Here is a 15129-nt window from a genome sequence, read left to right as displayed (position 1 = left end):
GTCGGGGAACGGTCGTGACGACCGTTCCCCGAACAGCGGCGCTACGGTCCGTCAGCGCCCGAAGTGGCGTCCGCCACCGTACTGGGAGCCGTGGTTCTCGCCCTCCCAGTGGGACTCGGCGCAGCCGTTGCCGTAGTAGGCGTGGCCGTCACCGGCGCCCGCGAACACGCCGCACGCGCGGAAGTCGCCCTCGTAGCGGCTGTCGTTGCGGCCATCGTTGTTGTGGCGCTCGTCGTGGTCGTCGGCGATCGCCGCACCGGCGCTGCCCAGGATCGCGGTGGCGGCGAAGACGCCGGCGGCAAGGATGGTACGCACACGCATGGTTGCTCCTTGAGGGAGAAGTGATGGACGGATGAGCGGGAGATCCGGCCACGCGATCGCGTACCCTCGCCGCTCTTAGGCCCATGCTCAGGGCCGCACGTGCCGTCCGCGAGTGTTCATCCACCAAACGTGGGCGCCCCACGGGAGCGGGGGCTCCCGGTCGGCCGCCCTGTTCACCCGCGTACGGGCAGGTCAGCGGGGGTGCACCGGACCATTTCGGTCACGTGTGGGTTAGGGTCGTGACCTTGATCGGCCGTACGCATGATCGACCGTACGCACACAAGGAGAAGAACATGGCGGTGGAGGTGATCGACGCCCCCGGGGCGCGGCGCTACGAGGCCCGGCTCGACGGAGCGCCCGAGGTCGTGGGATACGCGCAGTACATCCGCACGACGGAACTCATCGCGTTCGTGCACACCGAGGTGAGCCCGGAGTGCGAGGGCAAGGGCGTCGGCTCCGCGCTGGTCCGGGTCTCCCTGGACGAGGCCCGCGCCGCTGGTTTGCGGGTGCTGGCCACCTGCCCGTTCTACGCCGGCTGGATCGCCCGCCACCCCGAGTACGGCGACCTGCTGTACCAGGCGCGCAGCAAGGTCAGCGACTGAGGCACACCGGGGAGGGGCCGACTATCCCTGGGCGGACGGCCGCCAGCCCAGCGCCGGGCCGAGCCGGGTGGCGATGTCGGTGAGGATCTGCACGTAGTCCGCGTGCCCGAAGGTGAAGGGCAGCGCGAACGCGACCTCGTCGATCTCCCGGAACGCGGCCTGGGCGTACAGCCGTTCGGCGATCTCGGCGGAGGTCCCGACGAGGTCGGGCGCGAACATCATGCGCGCGGGACCGTGGGTCGTCGTCGTGCGCGGAGTGCGCTTCTCGACGTACGCCTCGTACTTCGCGCGCTGCTCGGGAGTGGCACTGTCGGTGGGGATGACGACGAGCCCCTGGGAGACGCGGGCGCGCTCGCCGTCGGGGTGATGGGCGCGGAAGGCCCGTACGTGGGACAGCTGGATCTCGGCGAAGTCCTCGGACTCCTCCGCCTTCACGACACTGCTGGTCAGGAAGTTCATCCCGTGCTCGCCCGCCCATCGGGCCGACCGCAGGCTGCCGCCGCCGTACCAGAGCCGGCCGCCCAGCCCCGCGGCGTGCGGCTGGACGCGGTCCGAGAACACCTCGAACCCCTCGACGCCGCTGAAGTCGGTGGCCGGTTTGCCCCGTACGAAGTCCAGCAGGCGGCTCACCCGGTCGTAGCCGAAGTCCTCGGTGTCGGCCGTGTCCGGATACAGCGCGTCCTTGACCTGGTCGAAGTGCATCGGCGGACCGACGCTGACGCCCGGATTGAGGCGTCCCCCGGACAGGAGGTCGACGGTGGCCAGGTCCTCGGCGAGGCGCAGCGGGTTCTCCCAGCCCAGCGGGATGACCGCGGTGCCCAGCTCGATCCGGCTGGTGCGCTGCGAGGCCGCGGCGAGGACGGCCACGGGGGAGGAGATCCCGTACTGGAGGTGCCGGTGGCGCAGCCACGCGCTGTCGAAGCCGAGCCGCTCACCGAGTTCGATGATCTCCAGCGTGGACTCGTGGCCCGCCCGGGGATCGGCGTCGTCGAACAGGCCGATGGTCAGGAAGCCCAGCTTCCGCAACGGTCGGGTGGGCAGCGGCACGGGGCTCCTCCAGCGTCCGGCACGAGTTCTACGGGTACTGCACTGCTACTGCCTCATGGGTACTGCACTGCTACGGCCCGGCTGCTACCGCTCGGCCTTCTTGTCCTTGAGGTCCTTGATACGTGCCGTCTCCTTGCGGACCTCGGCCTGCGTGGCGCGCTCCTTCTGGAGCCACTCCGGGGAGTCCGCCTTCAAGGCCTCGATCTCGTCCGTGGTGAGGGCGTCCGTCACGCCGCCGCGGGCGAGCCCCGAGATGGAGACGCCGAGCTTGGCGGCGACCACCGGCCGGGGGTGCGGCCCGGTGCGGCGCAGCTCCTGCAGCCACTCGGGCGGATCGGCCTGGAGCGCGGTGAGCTCGGAGCGCGAGACGACACCTTCCTGGAACTCGGCGGGTGTGGCCTCTAGGTACACACCCAGCTTCTTCGCCGCGGTCGCGGGCTTCATCGTCTGGGTGTTCTCGTGCGACGTCATAACCCCAAGGGTATCGAGCATGTGAACCAGCGCCGACCACGCCGGGTAACCTGGCCAGGTGACAGGCTCGGAAGATTCCCCTTCGTTCCGGCTCGCGTATGTCCCGGGAGTGACACCCAGCAAGTGGGTGCGGATCTGGAACGAGCGGCTGCCCGACGTCCCCCTGACCCTCCACGCGATGTCCGTCGGCGAGGCCTTCGACGCGCTGCGGGGCGGCGCCGCCGACGCGGGCCTGGTCCGGCTGCCGGTCGACGGTACGGACCTCAGCGCGATCCCCCTCTACGCCGAGACGACCGTGGTCGTCGTCCCCAAGGACCACGTCGTGGCCGCGGTGGACGAGGTGAGCGCCGAGGACCTGGCGGACGACATCGTGCTGCACCCCCTCGACGACCCCCTCGACTGGGAGCGCCTGCCGGGCCGCCCCGCGATCGAGCGCCCCGCCACGACGGCCGACGCGGTCGACCTGGTGGCGGCGGGAGTGGGGCTCCTCGTCGTGCCGCAGTCGATCGCCCGCCTCCACCACCGCAAGGACCTCACATACCGGCCGGTGACGGACGCCCCGGAGTCACGGGTGGCCCTGTCGTGGCCCGAGGACCGGACGACCGACCTGGTGGAGGACTTCATCGGCATCGTCCGCGGCCGCACGGTCAACAGCTCCCGAGGCCGCACACAGCCCGTAGCCGAGCCGAAGGCAGCTCGCCCCCCGGCCAAGGCCACCCCCCGACGCAAGCCGGCCACAGGCAAAACCAAGGGTGCCAAGACCACGAAGAACACGAAGAGCGCCAAGCGAGGCAAACCCCGGGGCCGCTGAGCCCCGTAAGGGGCGCGGGGCGGTGACACTTTGCGGCTCCGCCGCGGGGCGCGCCCAGCCCCCACCGGGCCCGCAGGCTCATCACCACCCGCTACGGACCGTCCGAGGTCCAGACCTCGTCCGTGTCGCGGACAAGCCCCGCCACGTGGTCCGTGATCGTGTCGAGGATGTCCGCCCACGCCGAATCGTCCCCGAGCACCAGGAAGTTGAGCGTCAACCCGTCCGTCATGGCCGCCAGATAGCGGGCCAGCACCGGCACGGGCACCCGCAGCACGAAGTCCATGTCACGGCTGAGCTGCTCGACCAGCTCCGCATAGGTGTCGGAGTACAGCTCGTACTGCCGCCGCGCCAGATGCTCGAACCCCGGCTGCCGCAGGGCGTACTGCGTCAGCTCGTACGTGAGCATGTGCTCGCCCGGATGCGCGGACACGTGATCCCAGTACGCCCGGAAGCCGGCCGCGACCGTCTCCCGCAGGGTCGCCCGCGGCCGGATCGCCTCGCGCACCACCGTGACCGAGTGACCGGTGATCGTCTCGATGACGGACTCGATCAGCGCCTGCTTGGAGTCGAAGCAGTAGTGGAAGACGCTCAGTGACACGCCCGCCTCGGCCGCGATGGACCGGGTCGTCGTCCTGGGGACGCCGTCCCGCGTCATCGCGCGGATGGCCGCCTCGGTGAGCTGCCGGCGCCGCTCGGCCGACGGCATCCGTGCCATGTGGTTCCTTCCACGCCTGCTCGTTCCAGGTGGGTCACCGGTGGGCGTCAGCTGCTGTGGACGCCCACCTCGTACAGGGAGTAACCCCAGTCCGTACCGCGGTCCAGCCCGTGGATCCGCACATACCGGGCGGGTACGCCGGCGAACCCGGCCGTGTCCAGGCCGCCGTCCCCGGCGGTGGTGGACCACACGGACTGCCAGTCCGTGCCGTTGGTGGAGACCTCCACGCGGTACGACTTCGCGTAGGCGCGCTCCCAGTCGAGGGTGACCCGCCTGACCGTGCTGGTGGAGCCGAGGTCGATCCGCAGCCACTGGTCGTCGCTCCAGTCGCTGGCCCAGCGGGTGCCCGTGTCACCGTCCACGGCCCGGCCGGGCCCGTAACTGGTGAAGATGCTCGACTCCGACGAACTGGCCGACGCGGGCGCGCCCTTGGCGAGGTTCACTCCCGCCTTGTGCTGCTCCGACGCGCCCCAGGTGTCGAGGTAGGACTCGGCGCCCCGGAACAGGTCGTCCACGACGCCCTGCCCCGCGACCAGCCTGATGTCCTCGATCCAGTCCGGGACGAGCCCGTAGTGGGCGGCGCCGTCGGTGTTGATGTCCCAGGTGCGCTGCCCGGTGGTCTGCCGGTCGAGCACGGCGGTGCCGTCGGTGCTGCGGAACGGGTACGTGACCGGGTTCGGGGCGTCCGCGCCGCGCGGGGCGGGCCAGCCGCCGACGCCGTTCATGTCGGTGCCGTAGCCGTAGCCCACGTCGTACTTGTCACGCAGGGCCTTCGTCCGCGCGGCCTCCGCGCCGAACTGCTCGGAGCCGTGCATGTACTGGGCGATGAACCCGCCGAGCCGGTAGACCCGCTCGGTCCAGTTCAGGTCCATCCAGCTGTGCGAGGAGATCACACCGGGGTAGGACTCGGCCTCGAAGATGTCGAGCGCCCGACCGGTGGCCTGCACGCCCATGTGGTCGATCTCCAGCATCATCTTGCGCTTCATCAGCCCGCGCACCGCGTACTCACCGAGATCGGTGAGCCCGCGCTTGTTGCACTGCGCGTCCTCGTCGTACGACGGTACGTCGACGCCCGCGGGCAGTTCCTTCTCGGCGCCCGGCGCCGCCGCGCCCCCGATGGGGTTGTCGTGCTGCGGGCCCGTGCACTTCTCCGTCTGCCAGAAGGTGCCAGTCGACAGGAACTGGCCGACGTTGATCGCCGTGCCGAGGCCGCCCTCGTCGAACCTGACTCCGCACAGGGCGTTGTCGAACTTGTGGCACAGGAACATGCTGCGCACACCGAGGTCGTACAGCTCGTCCAGGCCGGCGTCGATGTCGGCCCTGTCGCACTGCGCGATGTCCAGGATCTGCTTGCAGCCGAACGGCTCGGACGTCTCCACGCCCAGGACGACGGCGAGTTTGCCCTGCTGGGCGACCTCACGGGCCTGCGCGCTGTCGGTGACGATCCTGAACCAGCCCTTGCCCGGCCCGCCGTACATGGCGTCGATGTGGTCCTGCATGTCGTAGGTCAGCTTCGCCTGCAGCCGGATGGACGTCATCTCGTCGCAGCCGCGGTCCTTGAAGGGGTAGACCGAGCAGATCACGCCGTTGGTGACGAGGTCGTTGACGAGTACGCGCTGGCCGCCGCGCCAGGCCCGCTCGACCCAGGCGTAGTAGTTCTGCTGGTGGGTCAGCGAGTCATGGGCGGGCCAGTCCTTGAACGTGGGCCAGCCGTCCGGGTCGTGCTTGCCGTCACCGCCGTTGGTGATGAAGTCGAAGAGGGCCAGCGAGCCGTCGGGGTAGTGCTCGGGACAGTCCTTGAGGGCGTCGGCGACCCCCGCCTTCGAGAACGGTTTGCCGCAGATGAGCCGGCCGCCGAACGCCTCGTTGGCCATGATGTGGTTGTGCGCGTCGACGAATCCGCGTACCTCGCCCTGGGAGTCCGTGCCCTTGAAGGGTTCCCCGGTGACGTTGATCTGCGAGTCGGGCGCGGGCCGCGCGGTCGGGTCCCACCAGTCCGTCCCGGCGGCGGAACTCGGCGTGGGCCCGAGCGCCATGGCCATCACGACGAACAGCAGCGACAGGACCGTGAGCGGCCGGCGCCGGTGGAGAGGTTGTCGGGTCATGAACATCACCCACGTCTTCGGTCGACGGCACGCTGAATGTCTTGTGACGGCTTGTCATGGCTCCTGCAAACGCGTGGGGACGAGAATCCCGACTGCGGAGGGGAGAGTCAAGAGTCCGGGACGCTTGACCTGATGGGGCGTCGGGTCGGCGGGAGGTCGGTCCGGCTGCGGTCCGGTGGGGGTGGGCCGCGCACCGGAGGGGCGCGGGGAACTGCGCGAGCAACCCCCACCGGCCCGCACGTACAGACCTCTTGACGGCTCGTTGGTCCAGTCCTACCTTCCCAGTCAGCTGTTCAGTGACACGCCCATCGTTCATGTATGTGTATTTGAACGGCTGGCGAACCCCCACATCTGAGGAGTCGACATGCTCACGCGTTCCAGAGCGCTCACCGTCACAGGCGCGGTATGCGCTTCCCTCCTGGCCGCCGCCCCGAACGCCCTCGCCGAGGTGGAGCCAGGCGGCTGGACGTCGGTCTCACCCACCTACACCGTGCAGGAACGCGGCTGCGGACAGGTCGACGGCCTGACCTTCCAGCTCACCTGCTCCACGGCGAGCGGAGACCAGCGGGCCGAGCGGCGGTACGCCACCTACACCGGCGGCACCCGCCAGTTCGAGGGCTACTTCCGGATCAGCAGCCTCAGCGGCACCCGCATCAGCCTCAAACAGACCTTCAACGAGTCGGCGGCAGGCCCGTACTTCATGCTTGCCGCCGAACGCGGCGGACGCCTCTACGCGGTCCACGGCGGCGACACCCTCTCCGACGCCGGCACGGTCGGTGCCACCGTCCGGGTCAACACCGTCCACCAGGTGGGCACTTCGCACCGCACCTACATCAACGGCTCGCTCAAGCACACCTACGCGAGCCCCGGCGGCAGCTTCTACGACAAGTTCGGCGCCTACCGCACCAACAGCGGCAACGGCCCGGCCACCGTCGTGTGGAGCAACGTCAAGTTCTGGCGCAAGTAGCAGCGAGCACATGAGAGTTCCCGTACGCGGCGCGGCGCCGGCAGTCCTGGTCCTGGGCCTCGCCCTTGTCCTCGGCCCGGCGCTGTCGGCCTGCGACACGCCCCGCACACCCCGCACGGCGACCGCGGCCCCGGACGTCGTCCTCCGCGCCGAGCGCGTCTCGCCCACGGACATCGACCTGCACTGGCGGAGCGGCGCTCCGGGCACGTCGGGCCACATCCTCGAATTCGCGACGGACGCGGCAGGCCCGTACACCGTGCTGCAGTATCTGCCGCCCCGGGTGACGAGCTACCGGCACCCCGACCTGATGCCCCACACCACGTTCCACTACCGGCTGCGGGCCTTCGCCGGCCCCGCGTCGAAGCCGGTGGACGTCGTCCTGCCGCCGGGCGAGCTGACGGCGGCCGACGAGGACGCCGGCCATGACTGGCTGCCCGCCCGCACGGACCCGCAGCGCACTGCCCCGGGCCGGCCACTACGGTCCACGGGCGCCGGGGCACCCACCGGGTTCAAGGCGGTGGTCAAGCATGCGAACGGCATTCTGTTCACATGGACGGACCACGCGTCGGACGAGGATGGGTTTCTGCTGGAGTCCCGTATCTCCGGGGAACCAGGGAGGGGCTCCGGAGAGGACTCCGGTGGCGACTCCGGCTACGCGCCCCTCGCCGTCTTCGAACCAGACATCAATTCCGCGGGGCTGATCACCCTGCCCACCGAGAAACGGGGGTCCTACCGGGTCAGGGCGTTCACACGCGGCGCGCTGTCGAACGTCGTCCGGCTGACCACCGGCGCCTCCGCTGATCAATGACACGCCTGACAGGGGCGGGACCGGGATGGTAGAAGCAGGACATGACCACTTGTTCCACCCGAACTTCTTCCACCCGTACTGCTCCCACCCGCGCAACCTCCCCGGTCGGCGCACGATGACCGCGGGCATCGACACCCCGGACCGCAGGGGCCGTACCGGACTCGACCGGGTCGGCCTCGACCTGACGGGGAACCCCCGGGTCAAGGTGCGGGACGTGACCCTGCTGTCCTGCCACTGGTACGTGGAGCGCACTACGACGTTCGACCTCCAGCTCGCCGACGGCACCTGGTCCACCCAGGAACGCGAGACGCACGACCGCGGCAACGGCGCCACGATCCTGCTGTACGACACGGAACGCGAGACCGTGCTGCTGACCCGGCAGTTCCGCTATCCCGTGTACGTCAACGGACACCCCGACGGCATGCTCGTCGAGACACCGGGCGGTCTGCTCGACGATGACGACGAGCACCCCGAGGTCGCCGTACGGCGCGAGGTCATCGAGGAGACCGGGCACACGGTCGGCGAGGTCGAGCGGGTCTTCGACGTCTACATGAGCCCCGGCTCGGTCACCGAGCGCGTCACCTTCTACGCCGCCTCCTACGGACCGTCCACCCGTACCCACGAGGGCGGCGGACTGGACGAGGAGGGCGAGGACATCGAAACCGTCGAACTGCCCTTCAGGCAGGCCCTGGGCATGATCCGTACGGGGGAGATCGCCGACGCCAAGACCATCATGCTGTTGCAGTGGGCGGCGCTGGAGGGACCGTTCAGCAAGTGAGTCCCGCCGCCCCGTGGGCGCACGCGGCGGTCAGCGCAGCAGCAGTTGGACGAGGGCGACCGTGCCGATCGTCACGATGAGGACGCGCAGGACCACCGGGCTGAAACGGCGGCCGACCGCGGCGCCCAGCTGGCCGCCGATCGCGGAGCCGACGGCGATCAGCGCGACGGCCGTCCAGTCGAAGTCCGCAACGAAGAGGAAGAAGGTCGCGGCGACGGTGTTGACGACGGCGACGAGGACGTTCTTGACGGCGGTCAGGCGTTGCATCGTCTCGTCCAGGAGCACTCCCATCAGGGACATGTAGATGATCCCCTGAGCCGCCGCGAAGTAGCCGCCGTAGACGCTCGCGAGGGCCAGCCCGACGAACAGCAGCGGACCGCCGTCCCGGTCGCGCGGCCCGTCCTTGAGAGGCGCGGGGGACTGCGCGACCGGCCCCCGCGGACCCGCGGCCGACGAACGATCCCCCGCGCGGCGGCGCAAACGCTTCGTGATCAGCGGCTGGAACGCGACCAGGACGAGCGCCAGCCCCACCACGACCGGCACGATCCTCTCGAACGCCGTCGCGGGCAGCGCCAGCAGCAGCACGGCCCCCGTGAAGCCGCCCAGCAGCGCACCGACGCTCAGCCGCAGGATGCGCCGCCGCTGACCGCGCAGCTCCTTGCGGTAGCCGAACGCTCCGCTGATCGCGCCGGGGACCAGACCGAGCGCGTTCGAGACGGTCGCGGTGACAGGCGGCAGACCGGTGGCGAGCAGCACGGGAAAGGTGATCAGGGTCCCGGAACCGACCACGGTGTTGACCCCGCCCGCGCCCACGCCCGCCGCGAACACCGCGACGGCCTCCCACGGCGTCACGCGAGGCCCCGCCGTACCACCGCCGGGTCGCGGGTCACTCGAACCGTGAGATGTCGCCGGCTCCCTTGCGGACGATCTCGGCCTCGCCGCTGGAGAAGTCGATGACCGTGGTCGGCTCGGTGCCGCAGTCGCCGGAGTCGATCACCGCGTCGACGGAGTGGTCGAGGCGCTCCTTGATCTCCCAGCCCTGGGTCATCGGCTCCTCCTCGTCGGGCAGGAGGAGGGTGCTGGACAGCAGCGGCTCACCGAGTTCGGCGAGCAGCGCCTGGGCGACCACGTGGTCGGGGATGCGGACCCCGACGGTCTTCTTCTTCGGGTGGAGCAGCTTGCGCGGAACCTCCCTGGTCGCGGGGAGGATGAAGGTGTAACTGCCGGGCGTCGAGGCCTTGATGGCACGGAACACGTCGTTGTCGACCTGCACGAACTGGCCGAGCTGCGCGAAGTTCTGGCACACCAGCGTGAAGTGGTGACGGTCGTCGAGCCGGCGGATGGAGCGGATCCGGTCGATACCGTCACGACTGCCCAGCTGGCACCCCAGCGCGAAGCAGGAGTCCGTGGGATAGACGACGAGCGCGCCCGCGCGAATGGAGTCGGCGACCTGGGTGATGGTGCGCGCCTGAGGATTCTCGGGATGAACATCGAAGTACTTTGCCACGCGGTGAGCTTATGCCCCTCGGGCCTCCGGCCCGTCAGGGGCGCGGGGCTGTGACACTTGCGGCTGCGCCGCGGGGCGCGGGTGACCCCCACCGGCCGGCACCGGACATCGAACCGCACCCGGCGCCGGCGAGGGGCGCCCGATCAGTCCCGAAGCCGGTCGATCTGCCGGATCTTGTTCGTCGCGTCGAGCGCGGCGACCTTGTAGGACTCCGCGAGCGTCGGATAGTTGAAGACCGCGTCGACCAGATAGTCGACCGTCCCGCCGCACCCCATCACCGACTGCCCGATGTGAATCAGCTCCGTCGCACCCGTACCGAAGCAGTGCACGCCGAGCAGTTTCCGGTCGTCGGGGGAGACGAGCAGCTTGAGCATGCCGTGCGAGTCGCCGATGATCTGGCCCCGGGCCAGTTCGCGGTAGCGGGAGACACCGACCTCGAACGGCACGCGTTCCTCGGTGAGCTGGTCCTCGGTTTTCCCGATGAAGCTGATCTCGGGAATCGTGTAGATGCCGATCGGCTGGAGGTCGTGCATCCGGGCCACCGGCTCGCCGCACGCGTGGTACGCCGCCGTACGCCCCTGTTCCATCGAGGTCGCCGCCAGCGCCGGGAAGCCGATGACGTCACCGACCGCGTAGATGTGCGGCACCTCGGTGCGGTAGTGCTCGTCCACCTTGATCCGGCCGCGCCTGTCGGCGGACAGGCCGGCCCTGTCGAGGTCCAGGTCGTCGGTGAGGCCCTGCCGGCCCGCGGAGTACATCACGGCGTCCGCGGGGATCTTCTTGCCGCTCTCCAGGACGGTGAGCGTGCCCCGCGCGTGACGCTCGACCGCGGCGACCGTCTCGCCGAAACGGAAGGTGACGGCCAGGTCCCTGAGGTGGTACTTCAGCGACTCGATCACCTCGACGTCGCAGAAGTCGAGCATCCCGGGGCGCTGTTCGACCACGGTGATCTTGCTGCCGAGGGCGGCGAACATGGAGGCGTACTCCATGCCGATCACGCCGGCCCCGACGATGACCATGGAACGGGGTACCCGCTCCAGGTTGAGAACGTTGTCGGAGTCCAGGACCGTCAGCTCGTCGAACTCGACGGTCGCGGGCCTGGCCGGCCTGGTGCCGGTCGCGATGACGATGTTGTCCGCGGTCAGCAGCTTCTCGTTGCCGGTCACCTCGCGCAGGGCGACCGTGTGGTCGTCCACGAAGCGGCCGGTGCCGGCGAACAGGGAGACGTGGTTGCGGGACAGCTGACTGCGGATGACGTCCACCTCGCGGCCGACCACGTGCTGGGTGCGCGCGGTCAGGTCGGCGACGGTGATGTCCTCCTTGAGCCGGTAGCTCTGGCCGTACAGGTCCCGTTGGGTGAGACCGGTGAGATAGAGGACCGCCTCGCGCAGGGTCTTCGAGGGGATGGTTCCGGTGTGGATGGAGACCCCTCCGACCATGTCGGGGCGGTCTACGACGGCGACCCGGCGGCCGAGCTTTGCCGCGGCGATGGCGGCCTTCTGGCCGCCCGGGCCGGATCCGATGACGAGGAAGTCGAAGTCGCGCACCACCAGAGTCTGTCAGCCGAGCCTTTCCCCCGAAAGGGTGAGTTGCCCTCCGGGCGGGGTGAGGGGGGTGTGCGGTTGTGTCTGTACCGCGGCCCGGTGGGGGCGGGCGGCGCAGTTCCCCGCGCCCCTCAGGAGCGGGGCTCCGCCCCTGCCCCTTCAGGGGCGCGGGGAACGGCGCGGGCAACCCCCACCGGGGCCGCAGCTCGCACGCTGCCGCGTCACCCCGCCCCCTCAGGGGCGCGGGGAACTGCGCGAACCGCCCCCCGCCGGCCGGCGCGCGGCTCAGTTCGGGACGGATCGGGCGACCCGGAAGCCCACGTCGTCGACCTGGTAGCCAGGATGGCTGCGCCGCCGCGCGCCGGCGCGGACACTCCAGTGCTCGTCGAACCACCCGCCCCCGCGCAACACCCGGTACCCCCCGTACACCTCCGCGTCGTAGACGTCCCAGCACCAGTCCCACACGTTGCCCAGCATGTCGTGCAGGCCCCACTGGTTGGGCCGCTTGCCGCCCACGTCGTGGACGCGTTCCTGGGAGTTGTCGCGGTACCAGGCGATCTCGTCGAGCGGCCCGTACCGCGGCCCCGGCGTACCCGCACGGCAACCGTGCTCCCACTCGGCCTCCGTGGGCAGCCGGTAGCCGTCGGCGCCCCGGTCCCAGTCGACGTCCAAGCCGACGCCCCCGCCGTCCGCACGGATGGCGTAGGCCGGCGTCAGCCCCTCCCGCAGCGACAGGGCGTTGCAGAACCGGACCGCGTCCCACCACGAGACCCCCTCGACGGGCAGTTGGTCCCCGTCCGCGCTGCTCGGCCGCATGCCCGAGACCCGCGCGTACAGCGCCTGCGTGACAGGGAAGGCCCCGAGCCGGTAGGGCGCGAGCTCGACCGACCAACTGCGCCGTGTCCGCCGGTCCGACAGCGTGACCTGCCCCGGCGGGACAGCGATCATCTCGTTCACCTGGCGTGTGTCCATGAGCAGGCAATCCTACTGATGATCCGATGGGCCCACGGCGCGTGTCGGCACGTACCCCGGGCTTATGCCAGACTCAGTTCCCCGGACTCACCCAGGTGCCGTGCTCGGCGGAACGGGCCATGGCGTCCAGGGCAGTTGCGCTGTGGACGGCGTCCTCCAGCGTGGCCCCGTACGGCGTGCCCTCGGCGATGGAGCGCAGGAAGTTGTGCGCCTCGATGACCTTCAGATCGTCGTATCCCATGCTGTTGGCCGAGCCCGGCTGGAAAGCGGCGTACTCACCGTGCCCGGGGCCCACGTACAGCGTGCTCACCGGCTGGTCCTGGAACGACGTGCCGCGGCTGACTCCCAGTTCACCCATTCGACGGAAGTCCCATGAGACCGCGCCCTTGGTGCCGTGGATCTCGAAGCCGTAGTTGTTCTGCTCGCCGACCGACACCCGGCAGGCCTCCAGGACACCGCGGGCGCCGGAGGCGAAGCGCAGCAGGCAGGACACGTAGTCCTCGTTCTCGACGGGCCCCAACTCGCCGCCGGTGGACCGGGTGTGGCCGGCGGTGGCCCCGGTGGGCCGGGCCCGCTCGGGGAGGAAGACGGCCGTGTCGGCGGTCAGCGACGCGATCTCGCCGAGCAGGAAGCGGGCCAGGTCCACACCGTGCGAAGCGAGGTCGCCGAGCACTCCGCTGCCGCCGCGCTCACGCTCGTAACGCCAGGTCAGGGCGCCCTCGGGATGCGCGGCATAGTCGCTGAAGAGGCGGATACGGACGTGCGTGACGGTGCCGATCTCGCCGGCGGCGATCAGTTCGCGGGCGGCGGCGACGGCGGGCGCGTTGCGGTAGTTGAAGCCGACCGTGCCCTGGACGCCCGTCTTGGCTACGGCGCCCGCGACGGCCCGCGCGTCGTCGGCGGTGAGGCCGACCGGCTTCTCGATCCAGAGGTGCTTGCCCGCCTCGGCCATGGCGACACCGATCTCGCGGTGCAGGAAGTTCGGAGCGGCGACGCTGACCGCCTGGACCCGGGGATCGGCGGCGATCTCGCGCCAGTCCCGGGCCGCCGTCGCGAAGCCGTACTGCGCGGCGGCCTCCTCGGCCCGGCCGGGCACCTCGTCGGCGACCGCGATCAGTTCGGGCCGTACGGACAGGTCCGGGAAGTGGTGCGGCACGCGCGCGTACGCCTGGGTGTGCACCCGCCCCATCCAGCCGAACCCCACGACGGCGACGCCGAGCGTACTCCCCATGACTGTCCCTCTTCGGATCGGTGGTGCGTTGCTTTGCGGTGGTGCACTGGTCTTGGATCCGTCCCTGCTCCTGGATCCGTCCCTGGGATCCGTCCGTGCTCTTGGATCGGTCCAGGATCGTTCCGGATCACACTGGAGTTCGTCACAGCAGGTGTCAACCCCTTTGACTTTCTGTCGATTGCTGTGGAACGGTCCAATTCATGAGGCCACCGACGATCCGCGATGTCGCCGAACGGGCCGGAGTGTCGAAGTCCCTGGTCTCGCTCGTGCTGCGCGGCTCCGACCAGGTGCGCCCCGAGAAGCGGGCGGCCGTCCTGGCCGCCGTCGAGGAGCTCGGCTACCGGCCCAACGCCGCCGCGCGCAGCCTCAGCGAGCGGCGCGCCCACCCGCAGGCCCTCGACCACGCCCGGTCAGGGGGCACCCCCATGGTGGGCGTGCTCCTGAACGACATGCGCAACCCCTGGTTCGTGGAACTCCTGGACGGCCTCAACTCCCTGCTGGACGCCCACGGCCTGCACATGCTGCTGGCCGACGGCCATCTGAACCGGCGGCTCGGCGAGGACCTCACCCGGATGTTCACGGACCTGCGCGTCGACGGACTCATCGCCGTCGGCACCCTGCCCGGCCCGGAGATGCTGCGTACGGCCGCCGGGCGGCTGCCGACCGTGATCGCGGGGGCCCGCGAGCCGGTGCTGCCCCGCGCGGACATCGTCGCCAATGACGACGAGTACGGCGCCCGCCTCGCCACCGAGCACCTCATCGGGCTCGGCCACCGGCACATCGCCCACATCGCCGGGCAGGGAATGGTCGGCGCACTGCGGCGCCGCAGTTTCGAAGCCGTCATGCGTGAGCACGGGCTGGGCGACACGGCCGTCGTGGCACAGGGCGACCTCACCGAGGAGGGCGGCTACCGGGCCACGGTCCGGCTGCTCAGCGTGGAACGGCGGCCGACCGCCGTGTTCGCCTTCAACGACATAGCCTGCGTCGGCGCGCTGTCGGCCGCCGAGGAACTGGGCCTCCAGGTGCCCCGCGACCTCTCACTCGTGGGCTACGACAACACCTACCTCGCCCGGCTGCGCCACCTCTGGCTCACCACCGTGGACAGCGCGGGCCACGACGTCGGCCGCCGCGCCGCGCAGTGCCTGCTCGACCGGATCGCCGACCCCGCCCGCCCCGGCCAGGTCGTCCTCAGCCCGCCCGTCCTCGAAGTGCGGGGCACGACCGCTGCGCCCTCCTGAGGCCCGCGCCGC

Annotated in this window: 16 protein-coding genes; 6 read left to right on the top strand and 10 right to left on the bottom strand. The window is 70.4% G+C overall.

What is annotated here, in order from left to right:
* Window positions 1-51: 51 nt before the first annotated feature.
* Window positions 52-321 (bottom strand): hypothetical protein, encoded by a 270-nt coding sequence (locus tag C6Y14_RS04200; protein ID WP_107015027.1) that lies wholly within the window; start codon window positions 319-321, stop codon window positions 52-54.
* Between the two features lie 83 nt (window positions 322-404).
* On the opposite strand from C6Y14_RS04200, the gene C6Y14_RS45805 reads away from it, so the two are divergent.
* Window positions 405-923, top strand: coding sequence for a GNAT family N-acetyltransferase (locus C6Y14_RS45805; protein ID WP_404828709.1), 519 nt, complete (start codon window positions 405-407; stop codon window positions 921-923).
* Between the two features lie 21 nt (window positions 924-944).
* Here the strand turns inward: C6Y14_RS45805 and C6Y14_RS04190 are convergent, their stop codons facing one another.
* Window positions 945-1970, bottom strand: a complete 1026-nt coding sequence (locus C6Y14_RS04190; protein ID WP_107015025.1) for an LLM class flavin-dependent oxidoreductase — start codon at window positions 1968-1970, stop codon at window positions 945-947.
* Between the two features lie 84 nt (window positions 1971-2054).
* Window positions 2055-2462: a DUF5997 family protein gene (locus C6Y14_RS04185; RefSeq protein ID WP_107015024.1), complete on the bottom strand. Its 408-nt coding sequence runs from the start codon at window positions 2460-2462 to the stop codon at window positions 2055-2057.
* 37 nt (window positions 2463-2499) lie between these two features.
* On the opposite strand from C6Y14_RS04185, the gene C6Y14_RS04180 reads away from it, so the two are divergent.
* Window positions 2500-3252: a LysR family substrate-binding domain-containing protein gene (locus C6Y14_RS04180; protein ID WP_107015023.1), complete on the top strand. Its 753-nt coding sequence runs from the start codon at window positions 2500-2502 to the stop codon at window positions 3250-3252.
* A 91-nt stretch (window positions 3253-3343) separates the two neighbouring features.
* Here C6Y14_RS04180 and C6Y14_RS04175 read toward each other — a convergent pair whose 3' ends face one another.
* Window positions 3344-3967, bottom strand: coding sequence for a TetR/AcrR family transcriptional regulator (locus tag C6Y14_RS04175; RefSeq protein ID WP_107015022.1), 624 nt, complete (start codon window positions 3965-3967; stop codon window positions 3344-3346).
* A gap of 47 nt (window positions 3968-4014) precedes the next feature.
* A complete protein-coding gene (locus tag C6Y14_RS04170) occupies window positions 4015-6072 on the bottom strand; it encodes a galactose-binding domain-containing protein (RefSeq protein ID WP_225890876.1) in 2058 nt (685 codons plus the stop codon).
* A 364-nt stretch (window positions 6073-6436) separates the two neighbouring features.
* On the opposite strand from C6Y14_RS04170, the gene C6Y14_RS04165 reads away from it, so the two are divergent.
* The 3 genes from C6Y14_RS04165 (at window position 6437) to C6Y14_RS04155 (ending at window position 8625) form a co-directional block, all read left to right on the top strand.
* Window positions 6437-7039 carry a hypothetical protein gene (locus tag C6Y14_RS04165; protein ID WP_107015020.1) on the top strand — a complete coding sequence of 201 codons (603 nt, stop codon included), beginning with the start codon at window positions 6437-6439 and terminating at the stop codon, window positions 7037-7039.
* Window positions 7040-7049: 10 nt separating this feature from the next.
* Complete coding sequence (locus C6Y14_RS04160) at window positions 7050-7847, top strand: fibronectin type III domain-containing protein (RefSeq protein ID WP_225890875.1); 798 nt, start codon at window positions 7050-7052, stop codon at window positions 7845-7847.
* A 115-nt stretch (window positions 7848-7962) separates the two neighbouring features.
* Window positions 7963-8625 carry an NUDIX domain-containing protein gene (locus tag C6Y14_RS04155; RefSeq protein WP_107015192.1) on the top strand — a complete coding sequence of 221 codons (663 nt, stop codon included), beginning with the start codon at window positions 7963-7965 and terminating at the stop codon, window positions 8623-8625.
* Between the two features lie 30 nt (window positions 8626-8655).
* Here C6Y14_RS04155 and C6Y14_RS04150 read toward each other — a convergent pair whose 3' ends face one another.
* From C6Y14_RS04150 to C6Y14_RS04130, 5 genes are all read right to left on the bottom strand, one after another.
* A complete protein-coding gene (locus C6Y14_RS04150; RefSeq protein ID WP_107015019.1) occupies window positions 8656-9477 on the bottom strand; it encodes a sulfite exporter TauE/SafE family protein in 822 nt (273 codons plus the stop codon).
* A 34-nt stretch (window positions 9478-9511) separates the two neighbouring features.
* Window positions 9512-10132, bottom strand: coding sequence for an L-threonylcarbamoyladenylate synthase (locus tag C6Y14_RS04145; protein ID WP_107015018.1), 621 nt, complete (start codon window positions 10130-10132; stop codon window positions 9512-9514).
* Window positions 10133-10275: 143 nt separating this feature from the next.
* Window positions 10276-11679 (bottom strand): Si-specific NAD(P)(+) transhydrogenase, encoded by a 1404-nt coding sequence (sthA, locus tag C6Y14_RS04140; RefSeq protein ID WP_107015191.1) that lies wholly within the window; start codon window positions 11677-11679, stop codon window positions 10276-10278.
* A 282-nt stretch (window positions 11680-11961) separates the two neighbouring features.
* Window positions 11962-12648 (bottom strand): formylglycine-generating enzyme family protein, encoded by a 687-nt coding sequence (locus tag C6Y14_RS04135; RefSeq protein ID WP_225890874.1) that lies wholly within the window; start codon window positions 12646-12648, stop codon window positions 11962-11964.
* Window positions 12649-12721: 73 nt separating this feature from the next.
* Window positions 12722-13879 carry a Gfo/Idh/MocA family protein gene (locus C6Y14_RS04130; RefSeq protein WP_107015017.1) on the bottom strand — a complete coding sequence of 386 codons (1158 nt, stop codon included), beginning with the start codon at window positions 13877-13879 and terminating at the stop codon, window positions 12722-12724.
* A gap of 200 nt (window positions 13880-14079) precedes the next feature.
* Between C6Y14_RS04130 and C6Y14_RS04125 the strand changes: the two genes are divergently transcribed.
* Window positions 14080-15117: a LacI family DNA-binding transcriptional regulator gene (locus C6Y14_RS04125; protein ID WP_107015016.1), complete on the top strand. Its 1038-nt coding sequence runs from the start codon at window positions 14080-14082 to the stop codon at window positions 15115-15117.
* The last annotated feature ends 12 nt before the right edge of the window (window positions 15118-15129 follow it).

The sequence above is a fragment of the Streptomyces dioscori genome (assembly GCF_003024195.1).
In the GTDB taxonomy this organism is placed as follows: domain Bacteria; phylum Actinomycetota; class Actinomycetes; order Streptomycetales; family Streptomycetaceae; genus Streptomyces; species Streptomyces dioscori.
This window is presented reverse-complemented; position numbering and strand designations above follow the sequence as displayed.